This is a genomic window from Legionella clemsonensis, from assembly GCF_002240035.1.
GTDB classification, from domain to species: domain Bacteria; phylum Pseudomonadota; class Gammaproteobacteria; order Legionellales; family Legionellaceae; genus Tatlockia; species Tatlockia clemsonensis.
This window is the reverse complement of the sequence record NZ_CP016397.1, coordinates 2,409,380-2,430,375: the sequence shown is the minus strand read 5'-3', so window position 1 is coordinate 2,430,375 and position 20,996 is coordinate 2,409,380. Positions and strand designations below refer to the sequence as shown.

The following is a 20,996-nucleotide window of genomic DNA, read 5'->3' as shown; positions in this document are numbered from 1 at the left end:
CACATTTCAAATAAAGCAATTCTTTCCCTTAACGTAAAAATTTTACCCTAGCTCAGGGGCTTGGAGGACGAATCTCATTCGGTGATTTAAATGCAGGTTTTGCTATTAAAGAAAGGTTACTAATAAGATAGTCTTGATGAAGTAATAGCACCTCATCAATGCTGCAGGAAATAAGGGGGTAGGGCGGCTACTACTACTTCCAGATTAGAACCTCATAACATGAAGTTGTTCGGCGTTTTCTTTTTCAAGAGTTGTATTTTGCTCGTGAATTTTTGTTACTTCTTCTCTGAATTGACTCAAGTGAGATTGTAAAGTTTTGTCGTAATCGGTACCACTCTCTTTGCTTCTTGGTTTAAACTGTTTGCCCTCGTCAATTTTTTCACACAATACATCATAGTGCATCGGATCTTTTTGATAATCGGTAAAAACCCTTCTTAAATCTTGCAGATACTCTTGTCTTTCCTGGGCTTCGGTTTTATAGTTAAAACATTGAAAAACGAGGGCGACAAAGGAACTAACAGCATCTTTAAACCAAAAAGTTTTAGCGCGTTCTTCCAGATAGGCTCCAAAAAGACCTCCTACAGGAGCATTATCCTCACTGGCGGTTTTACCAAAGTATAACTCCTCAAGAGAAACTCGAGCTCTCTTAAACTCAACCTTATCTTCATCTTTAAATAATGAGTCTTTGGGTTGAGGTTCATTGGTTTTGACAAGGAGAGCCCATATTGATTGATCATACTCAATGGTCTTCTGTAAAGTCCTTGGTCTCCTTAGTCTTTCACCATCATCCAGCATAGGCTCTTGCTGAAGAGAACCATGTTCTATTAAATTACGCTTAATTTCTGTCCATAATTCATTCAATTCAGCGGCATCTCGATAAAGTTGTCGCTTATCTTTCTGATAAAATTGATGCAAACCTGTATGTAAAACTTGACGTCTTGCATTTAAAGCTTCATAGGCGGCTGCTATTTCTGTCAAGATTTCATCAGGTTTATCCTTATAAACTGTTTCGCATTTTTCCTGAAGGGGGACAAGTTCTGCTTTAACTTTGTCAATAGGTGCCAGTTTTTCACTGATTAAGGGATGATCTCCTTTCAGCAGATGGGCAGTTACCTCAGCAAGTTCCTTCGCTTTTTTCAATAGGGAAAAAGAGGGGAGCAAGGGAAATGGGTCTGTATTGACTAATGCAGTCGCACTTTTTACCAGTTTTTCATAGTTTGCTTGAACAGTATCCAATTGATTCAGTATGGGGATTACCCTGCGAGCCTCCTGCAATTCCTCAACTTTTTTACTCACTGCGTTTAATTTTTCGCCGACTGTCTTATTTGTACTTTCACTACAATGTGTCAGAATAGTGTTTGCTCTGTTTTCAAGTAAGGCAATGCTTTTATCTATTCTCTCTCGGACTTGCGAGTTGCTGGAGGATAATCCTTTGATTTTTTGCAATAGATCCTCGCTTTCAGCTTCCAGACTTGTTAGCAGTTCGATTTGCAGCTCAGTTTTAGAATTGGAAAGATCATTAAACATTCTGGTGGTTGCAGAATATTTTGTTCTAACATCAGCGCTTGCATTTGCGTCAAATACTTTTAGTGAAACGGTAAGTTCGGCTTCTGCGTGATGCATATCGATAAGTAAAGCTTCTTTGGTTTCATTCGTTAGGGCACCGACTCTTCGTTGTTGCAGTTCTTCAATCTTCTTTTGCATTTCAGCTAATCTTACCAAGGAGCTTAAAATGGTTTTTTTTGCTTCAATGTTTTTAATTATAGCCGGTGGTTTTTTATCCAACTTCTCTTTCTGAACTTTCAGCTCTTGAAAATGAGCAAATTCTTTTTCCTTTAACTGTTGCAAGGTTTGAGGAATCTCAGTGATTTCGGCTGCAATTTTTTCTATGATACCTTCTGGCTGCCAGGATTTTTCTTTACTATGAAGAGAATCAGCAATTCTTTTCATAGCGTCAGGACCAGATAGCTCTCTGTGGTTTTCCCGCGTATTAAACGCACGTGCAATATCGATGGCAGCAACGTCACTCTCTTTACGATTCCAATATTCCAAAGCCTCCGCACCATTTAATGCAGTCAATTGCTCGGTGATAGAATCCAAGGTTTGAGTCGCTTTATCCTGCAAATCACTCAGTCTACAGTCAAGCACTAAAATCTGTTCTTCGATTAAGGTTTGTTCATGAGCCATGGCAGCTAATTCTTGATTAAGTGTTGCTAAGATAATTTTTTCCTCATAAGATTCTTTCGCTTCCTCCCACTCGGTAATTTTTTGCTCTTTTTGTTCTTTTAAATTGATTAAACTGACAACGTGCCGGGAAAAATCAAACTGATCACGTAATGCATATAAATTATTCTCAGCCAAAGGTGGGTTGTTAGATTGCACATTCGATTCATGAATATCAATCGCTAATTCATGATCGATCTTTTTAAGCTTTGCCTCAATATGGTCGATAACTTCATCGAGATCCGCATCAAAATCACTTGGCTGCATAACAGTGGTATAATGAGAGGCATAATCATATAAGAGAGTAAAAGTCCCTCGAATACCACTGGCAGCTTTGGCCTTGCTGTATAGACCATCAATCCATTTACCAAGTTCTTGATCCTCGGCAACCCCTAAATAGAATTTCAGTTGCTGCTGAGGGATTTGTTCAGGCATATAAATGCCTTTGTGATTGATCAGTACCTCCTTATATTGGAGTAATGCCTTTTTAGCTTCAGAAAGAGAGTTTTTACGTACCTGAGCAAGCGCTTCCAGTTCTTCAGTGATATCTTTCAAAAGAAAGTCATTACGCTCCTGCAGCGTATTAAATTTCTGATTACTCGTTTGTTTTTGCAAAGCAGCAAATTTTTGATTAATTTCTGTTGATAAACCGTGTTTGCGCTCTTGAGCAAGATGAGCAAATTTCTTCTCAACTTTTCTCAATTGAGCGCTGTAGTTCTCATTAATTTTCTTTAAGGCTGGTTTATAGCGATCTTCAATAAATCGAGTCGCTTGCGCTGCTGCTTGTATTTTTTGACGACTAGCTTCACTTTTGTGCGTAAATAAATTCCCCACGCTATTTCGCAGGGCACGTAATTTTTGATTCCTGAATTCCGACGATAGATTTTGCAGTTGATCTTGTACTTGCTTAATATAATCCCTTATTTCGGCAATTTTCTGTTCTTGTTGTTGCAGCACATTTTTTTTGGCTTCTTTTACGGCTATCTCATACGCTTTTGTATCAAGTGAGTCAAATTCCTCTGGAGGGGGATTATTTGCTGCAAAATCATTGTAGGCCAGAGTCGCCTCTTTTTGATATCTTTCCAGGTAAAGGTTTAACTCCTTAAGCGTCCCTTCGCAAGTATCCGCATCATTGGGTAGTTGTTCTGGGTCATAAAAAGAGGGGGTATTACTGACAGTTACCGCTTTGGTAATTGCTGGCTGCAGTTTTTCTACAAAAGTGGGGACAATTTGAGCAAAGTATTGTTTTTCAGCTTCTGCTTTTTGCTCTTCAAGAAGTTGTTCTCCTACTGTTTCTATAGCTGCTGTCATCTCTAAGCTAAGCTTATATTTACTATCCAAATCACGCCTGATACTCTCAGAGACAAGAATTATTTGCTCTGGGTTATTGAATATTTTTTGCCATTCCGCAACTACCTCTGGAGGGTTCACGTGTTCATCCAGTAAGTTTTTGATGGAAGAAGGTATGCTGATAGTATCTGGTAAGTTGCTGTTTTGATGATGCCACTGTCTCAATGTGGTTATAAATTCCTGGTGAGCCCTTTTAAATTCCTCTAATTTTTGTGCGCTATTCTCAATAATTTCCTTCAATGCTTTCGTGCTATTTGGATTTTGTAACTGAGATTGCATTGCCGATTCATAATGTTTAATTTCATGGAATCTATCCTCAAACTCTTTTTGTTTTGTCACTATAAATTTTCTTTGTTGGTCTCGTAGAGAGGTCAGCCTTTTAGCTTCATCTATTTTCTCGGGAGAATGAGCTTCATAAACAGCTAATCGTTGGTCTAAAACTATTTTTAGGGTCGTTAGTTGTTTCACAGCAGGTTCTCGGATCTCTGTTCCTATCAGGGGTAATTTTTTAGGAACAGTTTCAATTACTTCTTCTTGCAGAACGTCATGCAAAAATATTTGCAGGGCTTTACCGACTCTGTAAGTTTTTTCATCTATAATTTTGGGAACCCAGGTTTTTTTATCTAAAAAATTAAAAGCTCTGTTTAGAGCGAGCGAATTGGCTAACGCTGACGTATAGCCACCGGCAGATTTGGAGGCAATAATCCACACTGCAAACAGAACACCATTTGAGTAATCGCTGAATATCTGCTCATTTTTTTTATAGGCTTCTAATTTCTCCTTCTTCTTTTCTTCATCGTCTAATTGCTCGGCCCTCTCTCTATAGGATGTGGGTATTTTGGAGGCGACAACAACTTCATCGGCAGGGACAGATTCATCATTTAGCTGTTTATCAGCCCTAGCAGATTCTGGTAGTAGTCTATAGTCGACGAAACAATTTTGAGATAAAGTTTGATCATCCAAATCTTTGCTATCTTTAGGAACCTTCCCTTCATTTATTTCGAGAAGTTTTTCCTGGAGTTTTTTAATTTTTTCAAATACATCACTCATTACTACCTCTATGTCAGCACTACTGACTGATTGGATGTCAATAATTTTTATTATAATTGTGCAATATTAATTAAATATTAATTGATTAAAATATAGGCTGTTTGAGTGAAATTTTCCTATTCTAATTTATTCTGCGAAAGTTTCGTTCTTTGCAAAAAGCTGCTATATACTCCCCTTCTATGCTTTGCATGGGCTTCAATAGCCAATAACTTCAACAAGTTATTTATACCTGGGTCGGGTTTTATAAGAAAAAGCAGAAGCAAATATCATTAGTGAGGGAGTAAACGTGCATGAAAGATGAAGTAACTGAAATACAAGACGAAATACCCGAACTACAAATAGAACCTGTTATACAAAAGCCCAGGAAAGTTTATAATCCACCTTCGCTGAAACAGCTTGCTTGTGAAACAATAAAAAGGACTAATCCCATTTTATTTTTTCAATTACGGGATCTGGAGATTTCATCTGATATTAAAAATATCTCTTTAATAGAACCTGTCATCACACAAGCGGAAAAAAATTATCTGGCAAAAGTGAGGGTTCGCACCAAAGAGGTGGAATATAAAACCAATAAGCTCGCTAATAACTGCTGTTTTGTAAAAACAATGGGGTTTCTAGGTGTAGCAGCTTTTAGTAGCGCTTATTTTGGTATTGCAATGCCTGTGCTACGGACAATCGATGCAGATGCAGAAACCATTAAACTTGTTTATGTACTGTCACTGTGCTGCATTATTTTAGGCGGTGTAGCAGGGATAGGTGCTACTGGTAAAATAGCCAAACTCATCACCGAATGTGGTACTCCAAAAGTATCTACTAAGGAAATTGAAGCCTTAAAGGAAATAGTAACAGAGTATCCGGGGGGTAAATTTAAGCTCTAACACTGCCAGCCTTTACTGGCACAAATTTGTTCGTAAGCTTTGCGTATTTTCTGAGTCTTTTCATTGGCCATTTTTATCATTTGCTCTGGTAAACCTTGCGCAATAAGTTTATCAGGATGATTTTTGCTAATTAAACGTCGATAGGCTCGTTTTACTTCTTGTTTATTGGCATTTTTATCGACTTCCAATAAGGCGTAGGCGTAGGCCAAATTGTTAGGTGGAGTTTGATAATGGTATTGTTGCCGCTTTTGACCAGAGGAGCTTTGGGACTGAGAGCGTTGTGAAGATTGTGAGGAACGAAAGCCAAAATCCTCATAAAAGCGATACTGTTGGCGAATAGGAGCAAATCCTAAGCGTCGAAATACCACATCCAATGCACGCATTTTGGGTTCAGAGAAGTTATCCGTTTTCGCTGCTCGGTATTGAATGTCCATGAATAGCTTTAATAACTCAGGATTGTCATAACAGGCCTGATCCAAACGAGTCAGCATCTCTGCTAAATCAAAAGTAAACGCCTTTCCTTGATTAAAAAAATGCTTTGCCAGCGTTTTTTGTTCACGACTTAGTCGCATCTCATCCATTAATGTTTTTGCCATTTGTATTTCTTGTTCGGATACACGCCCATCTGCTTTAGCAATGTGTCCCATGATTGAAAAAGTAGCCTCAAAAAACACTTTTTGTACAGCCTCGCGTCGCTCTCTATAATAATACCAGTGGGGACGGTTAAAATGCTCAATGATACCGCGATCAAAAAAATTGCCGATTAAAATACCAAACAAAGCACCAGCCGGACCTCCTATAAGGTAGCCAAAAAAAGCACCTAATATTTTCCCCCACCAGTGGTAATGGGTAAAAAAATCACGTAAATTCATGAAGCTGATTTTCCAGTCTCACCGTTTATTAATAACTCTTTCATTCTAAGCTTAATTATATGCCTGGAGAGCAAATAATGTTGAAATTAACTTTTTTTTAGCAATAAGATTATATTATCATCATTATAATGAATTATTGTCATAAATCTTTTGCGATAAGTGGAAAACTTTTTGGTATCAGCAGCCTGGGTGCTCCAGAGAAAATCTTAAGCTCATCTTTAGACGATGGAAAAAATTTTAAACGCAAACAGACAAAATAACTATATACTTGCAATTTTTGTGGATTAAGCGATGCGACTAGCCTATTCTTTTTTACTGTATTTGTTGGCGCCTTATTTACTACTGAGACTTTGGTGGAAAGGGCGGCAAATTCCCGCCTATCGGACACGAATTGCAGAACGTTTTTTGCTGAAAAACAACCAGACAGTCACGTTTGATATATGGGTGCATGCGGTTTCTTTAGGCGAAGTCATTGCTGTTACTCCATTGCTGGATGCCTTATTGCAAAAACAGTGGCGAATTCTAGTAACAACAATGACACCTACAGGCGCTGAAAGAGTGCAACAGCACTTTGGGAACAAAGTATCTCATCGCTATGTTCCCTATGATTTACCCGGTGTTGTGCGTCGTTTTTATAATTCAGTGCAACCAAAAGTAGCCGTCTTTGTAGAAACAGAATTATGGCCGAATTTAGGCTATTACGCGCATAAGGCAAACATTCCTCTTTTTTTGGTCAACGCACGTCTTTCAGAGCGCTCCTACCAGGGTTATAGAAAAGTAAAATTTCTTTTTAAGCCATTACTGCAATATTTTGATTACATTTTGACACAAACAGAGGATGATGCTAGACGCTTTAAAGCACTGGGAGCAACAGACACCGCGGTTTCAGTGTTTGGTAATATGAAGTTTGATTTACAAACTCAGAATATAAATCACGAGTTATTTGCAGGATTAAAAGCAAAATGGGGCAATCAGCGTGTTGTAGTCATTATTGCCAGTACTCATGATAATGAGGAAGAACTGATTCTAGCGCGTTTAAGAAAACTTCAAGCAGCAATCCCTGATGTAATTTTACTAATTGCGCCCAGACATCCTGAGCGGTTTCAAAAAGTCTATCAGTTATGTCTGCAAATGGGCTTTAACACAGGGCTGCGTTCGCAGGAAGAAACCTTACACGTAGCAAATGAAGTGGTTGTTCTGGACTCTTTAGGTGAGTTATTAGGCTGGTACCAGATAAGCGATTTTGCGTTTGTCGGAGGAAGCTTTGTACCAGTTGGCGGTCATAATGTACTCGAGCCTATCGCCATGAACGTACCTGTTTTTAGTGGGCCTCATGTCCATAATTTCAAGACAATTTGTCGTGATTTAAAAGATGCTGATGCGATTGAACTGGTCAATGATGCAGAGGATTTAATGACACGCATTGTTAATCTCTATCATGACAAAAATCGCAGCGATCAATTGGTAAAAAATGCGATGCAGGTTCTTCAATGTAATAAGGGGGCAGTCGCCAAATATGCAGATTTAATAGACAATACGCTTAAAAGGTTATGTTAGCGTAGACCGAGTGTGTAAAGATATGCTAGGGTCATTTAGATTGAGATTGAGGTATATTTTCTGTTGGGCCAAATGGCCCAACCAACGACTGCGACTTTAAGAAGAATTAACTTCCTTGATTTTGTCGCTCTTTAATTTCAGACAAGGTCTTGCAATCAATGCACAGAGTAGCGGTAGGTCGAGCTTCCAGACGTCTTAGTCCAATTTCAATACCGCAGGCTTCGCAATAGCCGAAATCTTCATCCCGCAAACGTTCCAGCGCATCTTCGATTTTCTTAATAAGTTTACGCTCTCTATCGCGAGTTCTTAATTCAAGACTAAACTCTTCTTCTTGACTAGCTCGATCGGAAGGATCTGGAAAATTGGCTGCTTCATCCTTCATATGAGTGACTGTCCTGTCAACTTCCTCCATCAATGATTGGCGCCATGCAAGCAAAATCTTCTCAATATGAGCAAGTTGCTTCTCGTTCATGTACTCTTCGCCATCCGTTTCCTGGTATGGTGCTATTCCCATGTTGCTAACGGCGTCATTTTTCACGTTTTTTATACTCTCATTGGTTGAATCGATTATTTGTTCTGGCATCAATGCCTCCTGCGTTACATCCTCTCGCCATACCCTGAGGTATGCGATCGAAAACCGTTAGGTATATCAAAAATTACGTCGGTCATCAACAAATTATTCGTTTGCCACCGGTTATACGGTCATTACCTTGCCAATCTTGCCAACATTGAATCTCCGTATACCCATAATCTTTAAGCATAGACGTTACTGCAGATTTTTGATCAAATCCATGCTCTAATAATAATAGCCCGCCTGGCTTAAGCCTAGCAAGACTATGTTTAATAATATGGTTTAAAGCATTAAGACCATGTTCACCACTCACCAGAGCCAATTGAGGTTCAAACCGAACATCACCTTCTTTTAGATGAGGATCATTAACAGCCACATAAGGAGGGTTGGCTATAATGGCATCAAACAGCGTATCCGTGGAAATATTCTCAAACCAGTCGGAATGATAAAAATAAACATTTGATAACCCTAATCTTGCCGCATTTTCCTCAGCAGTTTGCAAAGCCCCCAAACTACAATCACAGGCTGTTATTGCCCATTGTGGTTTTTCGGAGGCACAGGCTAAAGCAATGGCGCCACTACCAGTACCTAAATCAAGAATCTGTGCTTCTTTTTTATTCGCTAATAATATTAAAGTAAGTTCGACTAGCAATTCAGTTTCAGGTCGGGGAATTAATGTATCCTCGCAGACTTTTAAAGATAGTGACCAAAATTCCCTTGTTCCTGTTAAATAAGCTACAGGTGTGCCCTCTAGCCGTTTGGAAATTAAACGCTGGAACGTTTGCCATTGAACTTGAGTCAGTGTTGCCTCTGGATGGGCATAAAGGTAGCTGCGATTCTTCATTAAAAGATGAGCAAGCAAAATTTCTGCATCCAAACGGGCGCTGTCACTGCATTGCGCCAGCTGCCTGAAAGCTTCCTCTAAAGCTTGCTTAATCTCCATCATGGTGCCCAAGCTCTGCGAGTAATTCGGCATGATGTTCACGCTGCAAGGCATCAATAACGGGTGTCAGATGCCCTTCCATGACATCAGTAAGTTGGTACAACGTAAGATTAATACGATGATCAGTCAGTCGTCCTTGTGGAAAATTATAGGTGCGAATGCGTTCGGAGCGATCGCCTGTACCCACTAAGGATTTTCGCGTTTCAGCCTGTTGTTGACGTTGTTTGCTCTGTTCTGCATCTAAAAGTCTGGCCTTTAGTAGCGCCATAGCTTTAGCACGGTTTTTATGTTGTGAGCGCTCATCTTGACATTCCACCACAAGACCAGTAGGCAAATGGGTAATACGAATCGCCGAATCAGTTTTGTTAACGTGCTGGCCTCCGGCACCAGATGATCGATAGGTATCAATACGTATTTCGTCTGGATTCACTTCAATCGTATCAATTTCTTCAACCTCAGGCAGAATGGCGACAGTACAAGCGGAGGTATGCACGCGGCCTTGAGATTCTGTCTCTGGTACACGCTGCACCCGATGAGCGCCTGATTCAAATTTTAATTGAGAATAGACAGATTGGCCGGTAATCCGGGCAATAATTTCCTTATAACCACCATGTTCGCCATGACTGGCACTAATGATCTCGACTTGCCATCCTTGTGCTTCAGCATAGCGATGATACATGCGGAAGAGGTCACCGGCAAAAATTGCCGCTTCATCGCCGCCGGTGCCTGCTCGTACCTCAAGATAAACATTGCAGGTATCATCGGGATCTTTAGGAATTAAATGCCACTGCAGTTCCTCTTCCAGTTTCTCGATTTCTTCTCTGGCTCTATCGATTTCTTCTTCAGCCATAGCAGCCATCTCTTGATCGTCACTGGCTAATAGCTCTTCGAGCGTGTTCACATTGTCTCGAGCCTTGATAAAAGCGTTATAACAGTTGGCAATGGGCTCTAACTGCGCATACTCTTTCGATAAGTTTTTAAATTGATTTTGATCGGCAATGACAGAGGCTTCAGAAAGTAAACGACTCACTTCTTGAAAACGCTCAAGCATTTGCTCAAGTTTTAATTCAAGCGATTTTTTCATAGGGAAACTGGATCAATAGATGGATTAAATAAATATTGCGCTAAATCAAGTAATTCTTCACGGCCATCCCAAGCAGCCTGGCGTAATCCAACAGTAGGATGGTGTGTTAATTTATTAACCAAACGCTCACAAAATTCCTGCAGTACCATAGTTTGATTATAGCCTGCTGCAAGTTTATCTTGGGCTCGCTGTAATTCCTCCTGTGCCAGGCCCTGCATATAATGACGGTAGTCACAAATTACATTTTTTGCCCGCAATGAACGGTGCCAACGAATAAAATTATCAAGCTCACCCTCAATTAATTGTTCAGCCTGAAGAGCTGCTTCGCGTCTCTCGCCCATACCTTTTTCAATTAACAGCTGTAAATCATCAATGTTATAAAGATGAACAGCGTCTAACTCAGCCACATCCGCTTCTATATCTCGTGGAACAGCAAGATCCAGGAAAAACATCGGTGCTCTTGCACGCTTATTTAAAGCATGTTCAACCAAACTTTTATTAATAAAAGGGAGAGGACAAGCTGTTGCCGAGATAACTACATCTGCTTGAGAAAGGTATTCCGGTATGTCGCCGATGGTTAAAGCTTGACCCTCAAACATCGCGGCAAGTTGCTTTGCATTTTCGGTAGTGCGACTGGCTATTAAAAACTGTCTGACACCTTGTTTATGTAAATATTTAGCTACCAGAGTAGATGTTTCTCCCGAACCTATAATAAACACTTTTAATGTTTTATAGTCGGGGAATAATTTTCCAATTAACTGCACTGCCGCATAGGCAATCGAAACAGGATTGGTACCAATGCCGCTACGATTACGAATGCGTTTGCTTGCACTAAAAATATACTCAAATATAGAGCGCAAATTCGTTTTTACCGTGCCGAGCTTGCAAGCCTGCTGATAAGCTTGCTTCATTTGCCCAAGAATTTGTGGTTCACCAAGCATCATGGAATCAAGACCGCTTGCTACTCTCAAGGTATGGCGAATACCCTGGGGACCGGGGTGAAGGTACAAGTAAGGGGAAAGGAGCTCAGGTGTTAGTTGGTGTTGCCGAGCAAGCCAGGGTGCCAGGCTTTCGGGATCTTCTGTATCGCAATAAATTTCTGTGCGATTACACGTCGATAAAATAGCTGCTTCATTCACTGCGGGTAAATCAACCAGATTGTAGAGCAAAGTCTCTTGCATAGACAAAGGCAGAGCGACTTTTTCACGCACATCTAATGGAGCAGTTTTATGATTTAGTCCACAGGCAACAAACACCATAGATTTTTAAATAGCAGCCTAATAATCCTGAAATTGTAACCTATTAGCATCAGAATTTATAGCCTCTATGCCAACTGAAATGAGCACGTGCGAATAAATAATAAGAGGAGCATAGTGTTCTCAAAAAGCTCAAGTCCTTTTATTTTTTGCCGCTAATACTAATAAGCATGTGAATCAGGAGTTGTTCCTGTTAGGGAAGGCAAATGGACATTATTTTTCAAGGCCAGCACAACAGCGAGGAAGCCGCCGAAAGTTTGTTAACAGTCTTAAAATTGTTTAAAGAACGGTATAATATTGGGCAATTTAGAGAAATGCATCTGAGCGTAACACTAGTGGATGAGAATGGCGACGAGGTTGAGCTTGTGGATAGCGATACCTCTCGCGCCTATCGGACCTTTGAGGTTTATAGGAAAGGTTATGAGTTGGATGGACGACAAGGGCATCCTCTTTTACATCTCGTTGTCGATAATACAAAGCATAAAAGTGAGTGAATGAATGTTATGGGCCATAGTGGCAATTCTTTTAACTCTAATTCTAGTCGTTGGGATTCATGAGGTAGGTCATGCGCTTGCAGCACGCGTGTTTGGCGTCAAAATTCAAAAAATATCCATTGGTTTCGGTAAACCCTTAGTGACATGGACAACTAAATCTGGCCAACAGTGGGTGTGGGCTTTATGGCCGTTAGGGGGGTATGTTCAATTATTGAATTCTCGAATTCAGCCAGTTTCAGCCGAGGAATTTCCCTTGTGTTTTGATAAAAAACCAGTATGGAAACGATGTATTATCCTGCTTTCAGGAGCTCTCGCCAATTTAATCACCGCCTGGTTGGCATTAACCTTACTGTTTATGTTAGGTTATCAACAAATCCCACCACGGGTGCAAATAATAGCTGCAGAAAGCATTGCGAGCACAGCAGGACTTAAATCCGGGGATCGATTTCTTAGTCTGGGGGGGCAACAAGTAAATTCCTGGCAAGAAGCTGGCATGCGCCTAATCATGATGCTTGGCAAAAATGATGTACCTGCAGTAGTAGAAGATGATCAAGGCCAGCATCGTTCAATTCATCTAAATTTAAGCCAGTGGCGTTATCATCGAGGTCAATCTCTGCTACAGACTTTAGGTATTGAGCCTGAATCAGGTACCGCCAGGAAGCAAATCAAAGGGCAGCCCTTTGTTAAAGCGTTTACTCATGCTATTACCAAGTCGATGGAATTGTTATCTTTTTTCCTGGTGATGTTAAAGCAGATTTTAACAGGCGCTATTCCTTTTGCTGTCTTGCTTGGCCCTATTGGATTGTTTACTGCGTCAGTGGGCTCTTTTTTCAGGGCTTCACGGTGTTTCTCTATTTTATTGCAAGTTTAAGTTTGGCTGTAGGACTTGTGAATTTATTTCCCATTCCCGGTCTTGATGGTGGTTTGATTACTTACGCATTCGTGGAAAAAATTCGCGGTAAACCTCTCTCTGTGCCTATGGAAATTTTATTACATCAGCTGGCCACCATTATTTTTGTAGTATTACTGATTCAACTCCTATTGAATGACCTGCAGCGTTATTTTAGTTAAGTGGGTGGTTTTTAGGATTTACTATACTAAAAGTGCAGGTGGGAACGTTATTTTTCCTAATACAATGACTACTTTGATGATTTTTTATTTATCTAATTCTGATAGAAAGGGATGAGCATGTGACCCAGGAACAAGATCATCAACGCGAGACCCTTGATAATGGGCAAAATTCCAAAGAAAAAAAGCGGTTGATTAATAAGCTTCAGCAAAATTGGTTTTTATTAATGCAGGAGCTAGGAGTAGATAAAAAAGTAGGCCAGAAGTGGTGGATAATTTTAAAAAAACACTATACCAGGGACAATCGCTATTATCATAATCTGGAGCATATTGGTTATTTAATTGATTTATACAACCGCTATCATGCTTGCTTAAAACAGCCTCCTCTGGTTTTATTGAGCATTTGGTTTCATGATGTGGTGTATGAGGCAACCCACAAACAAAATGAAGAAAGAAGTCGAGAGTTTTTTTTAGAATTTGCCAAAGAAATTTCACTGAAACAAGAAAACATGGGCTTAATTTCCAGCTATATTCTAGCTACGAAAACTCATCAGGTTCCTTTCTCTCAGCAATACGATAATGATTTACTATTTTTTCTTGATTTTGATCTAGCTATTCTTGGTTCATCCTCAGAGCATTATAAGCGCTATGTGCAACAAATCCGTTTGGAAAACAAACATCTGTCCAGTAACGAGTTTCGTTTGCAAAGAATTCAAATTTTAAATAAATTATTGGACATGCCTCTCTATAAAACGCCCATATTTCGTAAAAAATATTTGCAAAGGGCAAGGTTAAATTTAGCAGCAGAGCTTAAAGAATTAGGTGGTGAGCATGTTTAACAAGCTCTTGCACAACACCAGACATCAACGCGGGTTACGCCCTGTTGCTTAAAAAGTTTTGCCAGTTCATTGACAGTGCTGCCTGTAGTTAATAAATCATCAATCAAAGTAATGTGTTGATAAGCCTGCTTTTTTATCCGAAAGGCATGTTGCAGATTATGGCGGCGTTTTCTGCCGTTTAAGCTAACTTGTGCCGGAGTATGTAACACCTTTTGGGTAAGAGTAAGTTCATAAGGTATTTTTAAACGGTTCGACAGCATCTTGGAAAACTCAGCAGCTTGATTAAACCCTCTTTCACGTAATTTTTTGTAATGCAGGGGAACAGGAATTAAACATTGCGTAGTGAGTTCTTCCTGCGGTAAGGCATCCATCATTAATTTCACCAATAGTCTGCGTAAGTAAAGTGCTCCGTTGTATTTGTATTCATGCAGCAAAGTACGTAAAGGTTCCTCAAAGCGATACAGTACCCACGTTTTATCAAAAGCGGGTTTTTGTTTTGAGCAGCGACCACAAACCAGAAAACCATCATCGGATAAGGGAAGAGCACAATATTGGCAAGCAGGCCCCAGGGGTTGTAAGAGATTTAGACAGTCTGGGCAAACAGCATCAATGTCCTGATGGTACTTACCACAAATGATACAAGCAGATGGCAGGCGTAATAAGTGTGTTATACTTCTTTTTTTGTAGCGCACGAGCGTTGGCTTCCTGTAATTGTTCCATTTCCATGATGAATCTTACTATAGAAATTTGCAATACATTTAATAAACATGCTGCCGATTATGAACAGGCAGCCAAAGTGCAAAATGAGATTGGCAGACGTTTATTCGAGCGCCTGGATTATTTGAAAATTAATCCCCGCTATGTGCTTGATTTAGGATGTGGGCCAGGAATGTTCACGCAGCTATTAAAAAAGAAATACCCGCAAGCGGAGATTATTGGCTTGGATTTGGCCAGAAATATGCTGTTGCAGGCAAAAAAGAAACAAGGCTGGTGGCGTAATAAATGGTCTTTAGTGAATGGTAATATGACTTCACTTCCTTTTGCCGCTGGAACATTCGATTTAATTTTTGCCAATCAAAGTATTCACTGGGGATCTCCTTTAACATTAGTTATCCGTGAATTAAATCGGGTTATGAATACACAGGGCTGTCTGATGTTTTCTACCTTGGGTCCTGATACCTTTAAAGAATTAAAACAAGCGTGGCAGACGGCTAATCATTATGCGCATGCCAATGAGTTTCAAGATATGCATGATATCGGCGATAATCTCTTGCAAGAGAAATTTCTTGATCCGGTAGTTGACATGGAATTACTAACTGTACATTATGACAATTTAAAGAAGTTATTAAGCAATTTAAAAGCACAGGGTGTACGAAATACTAATCCAAAGCGTAATGGGGGATTAACTGGAAAATATGCATGGCATCTTTTTGCAGAGACTTATAAAACCTTGCGCACAGTGGAGGGTAAATATCCCTTGACTTATGAAGTCGTTTACGGCCATGCCTGGAAAGGACATCAACATAGTCATGGCACAGGGACTGAAACATTAATTCCTGTTTCTCAAATTCAGCGACGTCCTGTTTCTGAGTAATTTAAATTAGTAACTTCCTGCTTTCTTTGCCGGCTTTTATAGTGCCTGATTGGTTATGCTGTCTACCTAAAAGCGCTATAATCTAAGTGATCCGGGATAACTGCCATTAGCTTCTAGGAGTTCTTATGGAATTTGTCAGTCGTTATGTTTCTCATCAACCTGATGCCAACGGTATGGTAGATTATAGCAATGAGGAGCATCGTATTTGGCAAGTGCTTTATGAACGCCAAATGAAGATTATTCCTGACAGGGCTTGCGATGAATTTATTCAAGGGTTGAAAAGTCTGGGTTTGTCTGCTGATAAAATTCCGCAGCTACCTGAAGTGAGCTCTCGACTTAAAGCATTAACCGGTTGGGAAGTTGCTCCAGTGGCGGCTCTAATTTCGGCAAGAGAATTTTTTCAATTATTGGCAGAGAGACGTTTTCCTGCAGCCACTTTTATTCGTTGTGAAGAAGAACTTAATTATGTGCAAGAGCCTGATATCTTTCATGAGATCTTCGGTCATTGCCCGATGTTAACTGATCCAGTTTACGCGGATTTTGTCTGTAATTATGCCCGTAAGGTTCTAAGTTTAGACGAAGACCAATGGCCCTTATTGCAAAGACTTTTCTGGTTTACGGTAGAGTTTGGTCTTATCAAAACACCTCAAGGATTGCGTGCTTATGGAGGAGGTATTTTGTCTTCAATTAGTGAAACACCCTATAGTGTGGAAAGTGATGCAGCCATGCGCGTACTTTTTGATCCTGTTGTTGCATTTCGTATGCCCTATCGGATCGATATCTTACAACCCGTTTATTTTGTAATTGATAATTATCAAATGCTTTATAATTTTGTCGAGGCAGATATAATCGCTTTTATTGAGCGGGCCAGGGAATTAGGTGAATATCCTCCTATTTTCCCTGTTGATAAAAATAATCCCAGCGTTCATATTCTGGCGTGCTAAGTGTCTTTTTATAGGATATTAGTTCCCACCAATCGGCTATACTCAGAGTTAAACATAAACTACTTTTGCCATAAAAAAGTAAATAAGTGTTAGGGGCTTGTTTTAGCAAAGTGAGCAGGGATAATGATTAAATTTAGTATCAATTGTAATGCCTGTTTAGTCTTGCTAATATCGATGCATGTTTTGTGTTCATTGGCTAATCTGTCAAGGAGCATCGCTTGATAAAAGTTCTAATTGTTGATGACCATGCCCTGGTAAGAATGGGGATTCGACGATTATTGGAGGATCTGCCGGATGTAGAGGTGGTTGCTGATGCTGAAAGTGGTGAATTAGCTTTGGCATTAGTAAAATCTCATAAGCCCGATGTGGTATTACTTGACATGAAAATGCCTGGAATTGACGGATGGGAGGTAACCCGAAGGCTTAAGAAATCTAATCCACAAGTTAAGGTCATTGCTGTAACAGCCATGTGTGCCGATCCGATCCCTACTCGTGTTCTCCAGCTTGGTGCTATGGGCTATTTGACCAAAGAGTCTGGTGCTGAAGAAATGGCTGCTGCGATTCGCAAAGTAGCTAGAGGCGAAAAATATTTGAGTGCTGAAATCGCGCAACAAATGGCAATTAATAGTTTGGAAGCCCCACAGGATTCACCTTTTGATCTCTTGTCTGAACGTGAAATGCAAGTCATGCTAATGATTACCAGTGGCATGACGGTGCAAGATATCGCTGACAGATTGTTTTTAAGTTCGAAAACCATTAATGGCTATCGTTATCGAATGTTTGAAAAATTAGGCATTAAAAATGATGTGGAGCTCACTTTTCTGGCAATGAAACATCGAGTCATTGAGCAGCCTAATGATGCTTTGCATAATGAGTAGTCAAGACCACCGAGGAATGAACTATAATAGATTTTTACGCCATCTTGTGGTGTTCAGTTGAAGTTGTTGTTCTTGATAAAGAAAAATGCGAGCTAATCATTTAAGTACAGTAATAGCAAAACTCACCAGTGAGCCAGGTGTCTATCGGATGATTGACAATGAAGGTACTGTTTTATATGTGGGGAAGGCCAGAAATCTAAAAAAACGTGTTAGCAGTTATTTTACCAAACAAAATACGGGTGCTAAAACACGTTCTCTCGTTAATCAGATTGCTTCTGTTGAAGTAAGCGTTACTCGTAGTGAAACAGAGGCTTTACTGCTTGAAAGTAATCTAATTAAATCACTGCGTCCTAGGTATAATGTGTTGCTGCGTGATGACAAATCGTATCCCTATATCCATGTCAGCAGCCATGGCTTTCCACGCATGGAGCTTTATCGCAGTAAGAAAAAACCGCAGAAAGGAGAGTTCTATGGGCCCTTTCCAAGTGTAGCGGCAGTACGAGATACCTTAAGTACAATTCAAAAAACCTTTAAAATTAGAAATTGTCGCGACAGCTACTTTAATGCCCGCTCACGCCCCTGCCTGCAATATCAAATTAAACGCTGCAGTGCGCCCTGTACGGGCTATATATCGCAGGAAGCCTACAAACAATCTATCCATGACGCTACGCGATTCTTGCAGGGGAAATGTCAATTAATTATTGATGACTTAGCCAAACGCATGGAAAAGGCAGTGTCTCAACTCAATTTTGAAGAAGCGGCTGTGTTGCGGGATCAAATTAAAAGTTTGCGATTAATTCAAGAGCAGCAAAGTGTTGTGCAATTACGTGGAGATGCGGATGTTATAGCCATTGCAACTCAACCGGGTTTTGCCTGTATTCAATGTGTGACTATTCGCGATGGTCATGTCATCGCCAGTCAAAGCTTCTTTCCTTCAGTGCCTCGACGGTCATTTTTAGAAGAAGAGGTTTCTGAAAACGATTTGTGGCAACAGGTTTTTGAAGCATTTATTGCCTTCTACTATCTAGATACGCCTGAACGCATTCCTGCACTAATTATTACCAATGAAGAGCTTCAGCAAAAACAAACTTTTGCGGGAATGTTGGCAGAGTTGCGTGGGAAGGCGTGTCAGATTCAAACGAAACCACGTGGTGTCAAGTCCCGTTGGCTTGATTTTGCGACTAATAATTTGCGTTTGGCAATAGCAGACTATGTCGCTTCTTCATCCACAATGCAAAAAAGATATGCGGCTTTGGCCGAATTGTTACAACGAGATTCAGCGATTACTCGTATGGAATGCTTTGACATCAGTCATACACAGGGAGAAGAAACCGTTGCTTCTTGCGTGGTGTTTGATGAGCATGGCCCACGCAAGAATGAGTATCGGCGTTTTAATATTCATGGCATTACCAAAGGTGATGACTATGCTGCAATGGAACAGGCAATTACACGTCGTTTCAGGCGCCTGCTACAAGAACAGCGTTTGCCAGATGTACTCATTATTGATGGTGGCAAAGGGCAGGTTGCCGTGGCAAAACGAGTTTTTGCATCACTTGCCATTGAAAATGTAGTCTTACTAGGTATTGCTAAAGGTCCTGACCGAAAAGCCGGTTGGGAGAAACTCATCCTGGTGACTGAGCAGCATGAGGTAAGCTTGCCTGCCGATTCTCCAGCTTTACACCTGTTACAGCACATTCGTGATGAGGCTCACCGATTTGCAATTACTACCCATCGAAAAAAGCGTCAGCATGCAAGTTTTGAATCCTCTCTTGAAAGTATTGAAGGTGTGGGTCCCAAAAGGCGGCAAGCTTTGCTCCGCCGCTTCGGTGGATTGCGTGAACTTGCTCGAGCGCCCATGGATGAAATTGCCAAAGTGAATGGTATTAATGAAGGGCTTGCAGAGCGAATCTATCATCATTTCCATTCCTGACTCAGTCAAATTAATTCTTTTAATAATGATAATTTTATAAAAAATCCAGGGTGTACTTTCCCCGTGTTTCCTTGCAAGTTTATGTGTGGCTAGTTATTAAACTTTTTAAAAAAATAACCGAAATAACATTTATAAGTAATGCATGTAATTTAAGCATGCTTTTTGCATTACAAAAGGAAACTTAAAAATTAGGGGAATCACGATGAAGAAATTATTAGAAGTGATTGCACTCATGGTACCCGCATTTCTTGTTAATGCCTCTAACTATTACGGTACTGCACTGTGCGCATACCCGCAATATGAATGTATTAAAGTGGCAAGTGGACAAAGTTGGGAAAAACTTTTCCCTGATGAACAACAGCGCGATATTGTGCAACGTATTAATCGAACTTATAACCATCTTTGGGCTGGTAAAGAAATTGCTGTGCCGAGAAATTTAGCCAATAAAACCATCTTTGATTTTTCTCCGTTTCCACTAAAGATTGAGGCTGATGGTGAGAAACAAGTCATTGTCGATCAGGACAAGTTAGCCTGGGCAGCCTATGATGCAGACGGGCGATTAGTGAAGTGGGGACCCATCTCCTCAGGTAGTGATAAATGTTCTGACAACAGTTCTCATACCTGCAGAACGATTACTGGTATTTTCCATTTCTTTAGTAAGGAAAACGAGAAATGCCGTTCAGGCGTGTTTCCACTCGGTCGTGGTGGTGCCAAAATGCCTTATTGCATGTATTTCCATAAAGGGTTTGCATTGCATGGGGCCCAGGACATTCCAGGTTATAGAGCGAGTCATGGTTGCGTGCGCATGTTTACTGAAGATGCAAAATGGATGAATCATGATTTTGTTGAATTATCGAATGAGAGAAATCATTTTATGGGTACTAAAGTGATTGTTCGCCCTATTATGGCCACAAGTGAGAAGAAAAAATGAAAACAAACACTAAAACTACTTTAAAAGCTGTCTTTGTACTCTCTTTCTTCTGTATGGCGGCTAATAGTAGTTGGGCTGCCAAGGAAGAAGATGAGACTAAGAACCCTCTCGGATGCTACGATACAGGTTATCAGTTTGATTTAAAAACACTCCGCTTATATCCAGGACATGCTGGAGAAATACAATCCATGTATTTTCTGTTTAATACATTAAATCAAAAAGTTAATCTATACCAGATGCGAGATGAAGAAAGTTCACGAACCATGTATCTTAATCATACAATACAACCCAGACAATGGGCCGTATTATCGACCACTGAAAAGAAAGTTAAATTTATTTGCACCATTCCAGATAGTAAAGAAGCCTATGGAAAAATTGTAGATTGTTCCGATAGTCTTCGCGTTTGTGAATATACCAATGTCCGCTATGGGTTGAATAATCGCGGCAATTATTGGTTAGTAAAAAGTAATACTAGAAGTGGCGCAATAAGGGAAGTTGTTCATTATGGAATTATTCCAGCGCAATAAGCCGCTT

Annotated in this window: 17 protein-coding genes and 1 pseudogene; 11 read left to right on the top strand and 7 right to left on the bottom strand. The window is 40.2% G+C overall.

Annotated features, from left to right (window positions below):
- Positions 1-204: 204 nt before the first annotated feature.
- Positions 205-4,623 (bottom strand): hypothetical protein, encoded by a 4,419-nt coding sequence (locus tag clem_RS10650; RefSeq protein WP_094091540.1) that lies wholly within the window; start codon positions 4,621-4,623, stop codon positions 205-207.
- 290 nt (positions 4,624-4,913) lie between these two features.
- On the opposite strand from clem_RS10650, the gene clem_RS10645 reads away from it, so the two are divergent.
- Complete coding sequence (locus clem_RS10645) at positions 4,914-5,501, top strand: hypothetical protein (protein ID WP_094091539.1); 588 nt, start codon at positions 4,914-4,916, stop codon at positions 5,499-5,501.
- Here the strand turns inward: clem_RS10645 and djlA are convergent.
- Positions 5,498-6,373, bottom strand: a complete 876-nt coding sequence (gene djlA / locus clem_RS10640) for a co-chaperone DjlA (protein WP_094091538.1) — start codon at positions 6,371-6,373, stop codon at positions 5,498-5,500. The two genes, clem_RS10645 and djlA, sit on opposite strands and share 4 nt — an antisense overlap.
- A gap of 291 nt (positions 6,374-6,664) precedes the next feature.
- On the opposite strand from djlA, the gene waaA reads away from it, so the two are divergent.
- Positions 6,665-7,930 (top strand): lipid IV(A) 3-deoxy-D-manno-octulosonic acid transferase, encoded by a 1,266-nt coding sequence (waaA, locus tag clem_RS10635; protein WP_094091537.1) that lies wholly within the window; start codon positions 6,665-6,667, stop codon positions 7,928-7,930.
- 106 nt (positions 7,931-8,036) lie between these two features.
- Here waaA and dksA read toward each other — a convergent pair whose 3' ends face one another.
- The 4 genes from dksA to hemA all read right to left on the bottom strand — a co-directional run bounded on the left by dksA (position 8,037) and on the right by hemA (position 11,787).
- Positions 8,037-8,513: an RNA polymerase-binding protein DksA gene (gene dksA / locus clem_RS10630; RefSeq protein WP_094091536.1), complete on the bottom strand. Its 477-nt coding sequence runs from the start codon at positions 8,511-8,513 to the stop codon at positions 8,037-8,039.
- A gap of 85 nt (positions 8,514-8,598) precedes the next feature.
- The gene (prmC, locus tag clem_RS10625) at positions 8,599-9,447 is read right to left on the bottom strand and encodes a peptide chain release factor N(5)-glutamine methyltransferase (protein ID WP_094091535.1); all 849 of its coding nucleotides are present in this window, start codon (positions 9,445-9,447) and stop codon (positions 8,599-8,601) included.
- Entirely contained in the window at positions 9,434-10,528 is a 1,095-nt protein-coding gene (gene prfA, locus clem_RS10620; RefSeq protein WP_094091534.1) for a peptide chain release factor 1, read from the bottom strand. The genes prmC and prfA overlap by 14 nt, the downstream gene beginning before the upstream one ends.
- On the bottom strand, positions 10,525-11,787 hold the full coding sequence (hemA, locus tag clem_RS10615) for a glutamyl-tRNA reductase (protein ID WP_094091533.1): 1,263 nt from the start codon (positions 11,785-11,787) through the stop codon (positions 10,525-10,527). Before hemA ends, prfA begins: the two co-directional genes overlap by 4 nt.
- 203 nt (positions 11,788-11,990) lie before the next feature.
- Here hemA and clem_RS10610 point away from each other — a divergent pair, with 203 nt between their 5' ends.
- The 3 genes and pseudogenes from clem_RS10610 (at position 11,991) to clem_RS10600 (ending at position 14,185) form a co-directional block, all read left to right on the top strand.
- The gene (locus clem_RS10610; RefSeq protein WP_094091532.1) at positions 11,991-12,278 is read left to right on the top strand and encodes a hypothetical protein; all 288 of its coding nucleotides are present in this window, start codon (positions 11,991-11,993) and stop codon (positions 12,276-12,278) included.
- A gap of 4 nt (positions 12,279-12,282) precedes the next feature.
- Positions 12,283-13,349, top strand: a pseudogene (locus clem_RS10605) (M50 family metallopeptidase).
- A 119-nt stretch (positions 13,350-13,468) separates the two neighbouring features.
- On the top strand, positions 13,469-14,185 hold the full coding sequence (locus clem_RS10600; protein ID WP_094091531.1) for an HD domain-containing protein: 717 nt from the start codon (positions 13,469-13,471) through the stop codon (positions 14,183-14,185).
- Here the strand turns inward: clem_RS10600 and clem_RS10595 are convergent.
- On the bottom strand, positions 14,182-14,877 hold the full coding sequence (locus clem_RS10595) for a ComF family protein (RefSeq protein WP_157698233.1): 696 nt from the start codon (positions 14,875-14,877) through the stop codon (positions 14,182-14,184). The genes clem_RS10600 and clem_RS10595 overlap by 4 nt on opposite strands.
- Before the next feature lie 35 nt (positions 14,878-14,912).
- On the opposite strand from clem_RS10595, the gene bioC reads away from it, so the two are divergent.
- The 6 genes from bioC (at position 14,913) to clem_RS10565 (ending at position 20,989) form a co-directional block, all read left to right on the top strand.
- Entirely contained in the window at positions 14,913-15,779 is an 867-nt protein-coding gene (gene bioC, locus clem_RS10590) for a malonyl-ACP O-methyltransferase BioC (RefSeq protein WP_094091530.1), read from the top strand.
- 125 nt (positions 15,780-15,904) lie between these two features.
- Positions 15,905-16,723 (top strand): phenylalanine 4-monooxygenase, encoded by an 819-nt coding sequence (gene phhA / locus clem_RS10585; protein WP_094091529.1) that lies wholly within the window; start codon positions 15,905-15,907, stop codon positions 16,721-16,723.
- Between the two features lie 218 nt (positions 16,724-16,941).
- Complete coding sequence (gene letA / locus clem_RS10580; protein WP_094091528.1) at positions 16,942-17,601, top strand: two-component system response regulator LetA; 660 nt, start codon at positions 16,942-16,944, stop codon at positions 17,599-17,601.
- Between the two features lie 85 nt (positions 17,602-17,686).
- Positions 17,687-19,531: an excinuclease ABC subunit UvrC gene (gene uvrC / locus clem_RS10575; protein WP_094091527.1), complete on the top strand. Its 1,845-nt coding sequence runs from the start codon at positions 17,687-17,689 to the stop codon at positions 19,529-19,531.
- Positions 19,532-19,733: 202 nt separating this feature from the next.
- Entirely contained in the window at positions 19,734-20,462 is a 729-nt protein-coding gene (locus clem_RS10570; protein ID WP_094091526.1) for a L,D-transpeptidase, read from the top strand.
- Complete coding sequence (locus tag clem_RS10565; RefSeq protein WP_198333114.1) at positions 20,459-20,989, top strand: endopeptidase IV; 531 nt, start codon at positions 20,459-20,461, stop codon at positions 20,987-20,989. Before clem_RS10570 ends, clem_RS10565 begins: the two co-directional genes overlap by 4 nt.
- The last annotated feature ends 7 nt before the right edge of the window (positions 20,990-20,996 follow it).

What these genes read in the sequence shown, in the direction of transcription:
- clem_RS10650 (WP_094091540.1), bottom strand. Translation starts at nt 4,623, where the DNA reads ATGAGTGATGTATTTGAAAAAATTAAAAAACTCCAGGAAAAACTTCTC.
- clem_RS10645 (WP_094091539.1), top strand. Translation starts at nt 4,914, where the DNA reads ATGAAAGATGAAGTAACTGAAATACAAGACGAAATACCCGAACTACAA.
- djlA (WP_094091538.1), bottom strand. Translation starts at nt 6,373, where the DNA reads ATGAATTTACGTGATTTTTTTACCCATTACCACTGGTGGGGGAAAATA.
- waaA (WP_094091537.1), top strand. Translation starts at nt 6,665, where the DNA reads ATGCGACTAGCCTATTCTTTTTTACTGTATTTGTTGGCGCCTTATTTA.
- dksA (WP_094091536.1), bottom strand. Translation starts at nt 8,513, where the DNA reads ATGCCAGAACAAATAATCGATTCAACCAATGAGAGTATAAAAAACGTG.
- prmC (WP_094091535.1), bottom strand. Translation starts at nt 9,447, where the DNA reads ATGATGGAGATTAAGCAAGCTTTAGAGGAAGCTTTCAGGCAGCTGGCG.
- prfA (WP_094091534.1), bottom strand. Translation starts at nt 10,528, where the DNA reads ATGAAAAAATCGCTTGAATTAAAACTTGAGCAAATGCTTGAGCGTTTT.
- hemA (WP_094091533.1), bottom strand. Translation starts at nt 11,787, where the DNA reads ATGGTGTTTGTTGCCTGTGGACTAAATCATAAAACTGCTCCATTAGAT.
- clem_RS10610 (WP_094091532.1), top strand. Translation starts at nt 11,991, where the DNA reads ATGGACATTATTTTTCAAGGCCAGCACAACAGCGAGGAAGCCGCCGAA.
- bioC (WP_094091530.1), top strand. Translation starts at nt 14,913, where the DNA reads ATGAATCTTACTATAGAAATTTGCAATACATTTAATAAACATGCTGCC.
- phhA (WP_094091529.1), top strand. Translation starts at nt 15,905, where the DNA reads ATGGAATTTGTCAGTCGTTATGTTTCTCATCAACCTGATGCCAACGGT.
- uvrC (WP_094091527.1), top strand. Translation starts at nt 17,687, where the DNA reads ATGCGAGCTAATCATTTAAGTACAGTAATAGCAAAACTCACCAGTGAG.
- clem_RS10570 (WP_094091526.1), top strand. Translation starts at nt 19,734, where the DNA reads ATGAAGAAATTATTAGAAGTGATTGCACTCATGGTACCCGCATTTCTT.
- clem_RS10565 (WP_198333114.1), top strand. Translation starts at nt 20,459, where the DNA reads ATGAAAACAAACACTAAAACTACTTTAAAAGCTGTCTTTGTACTCTCT.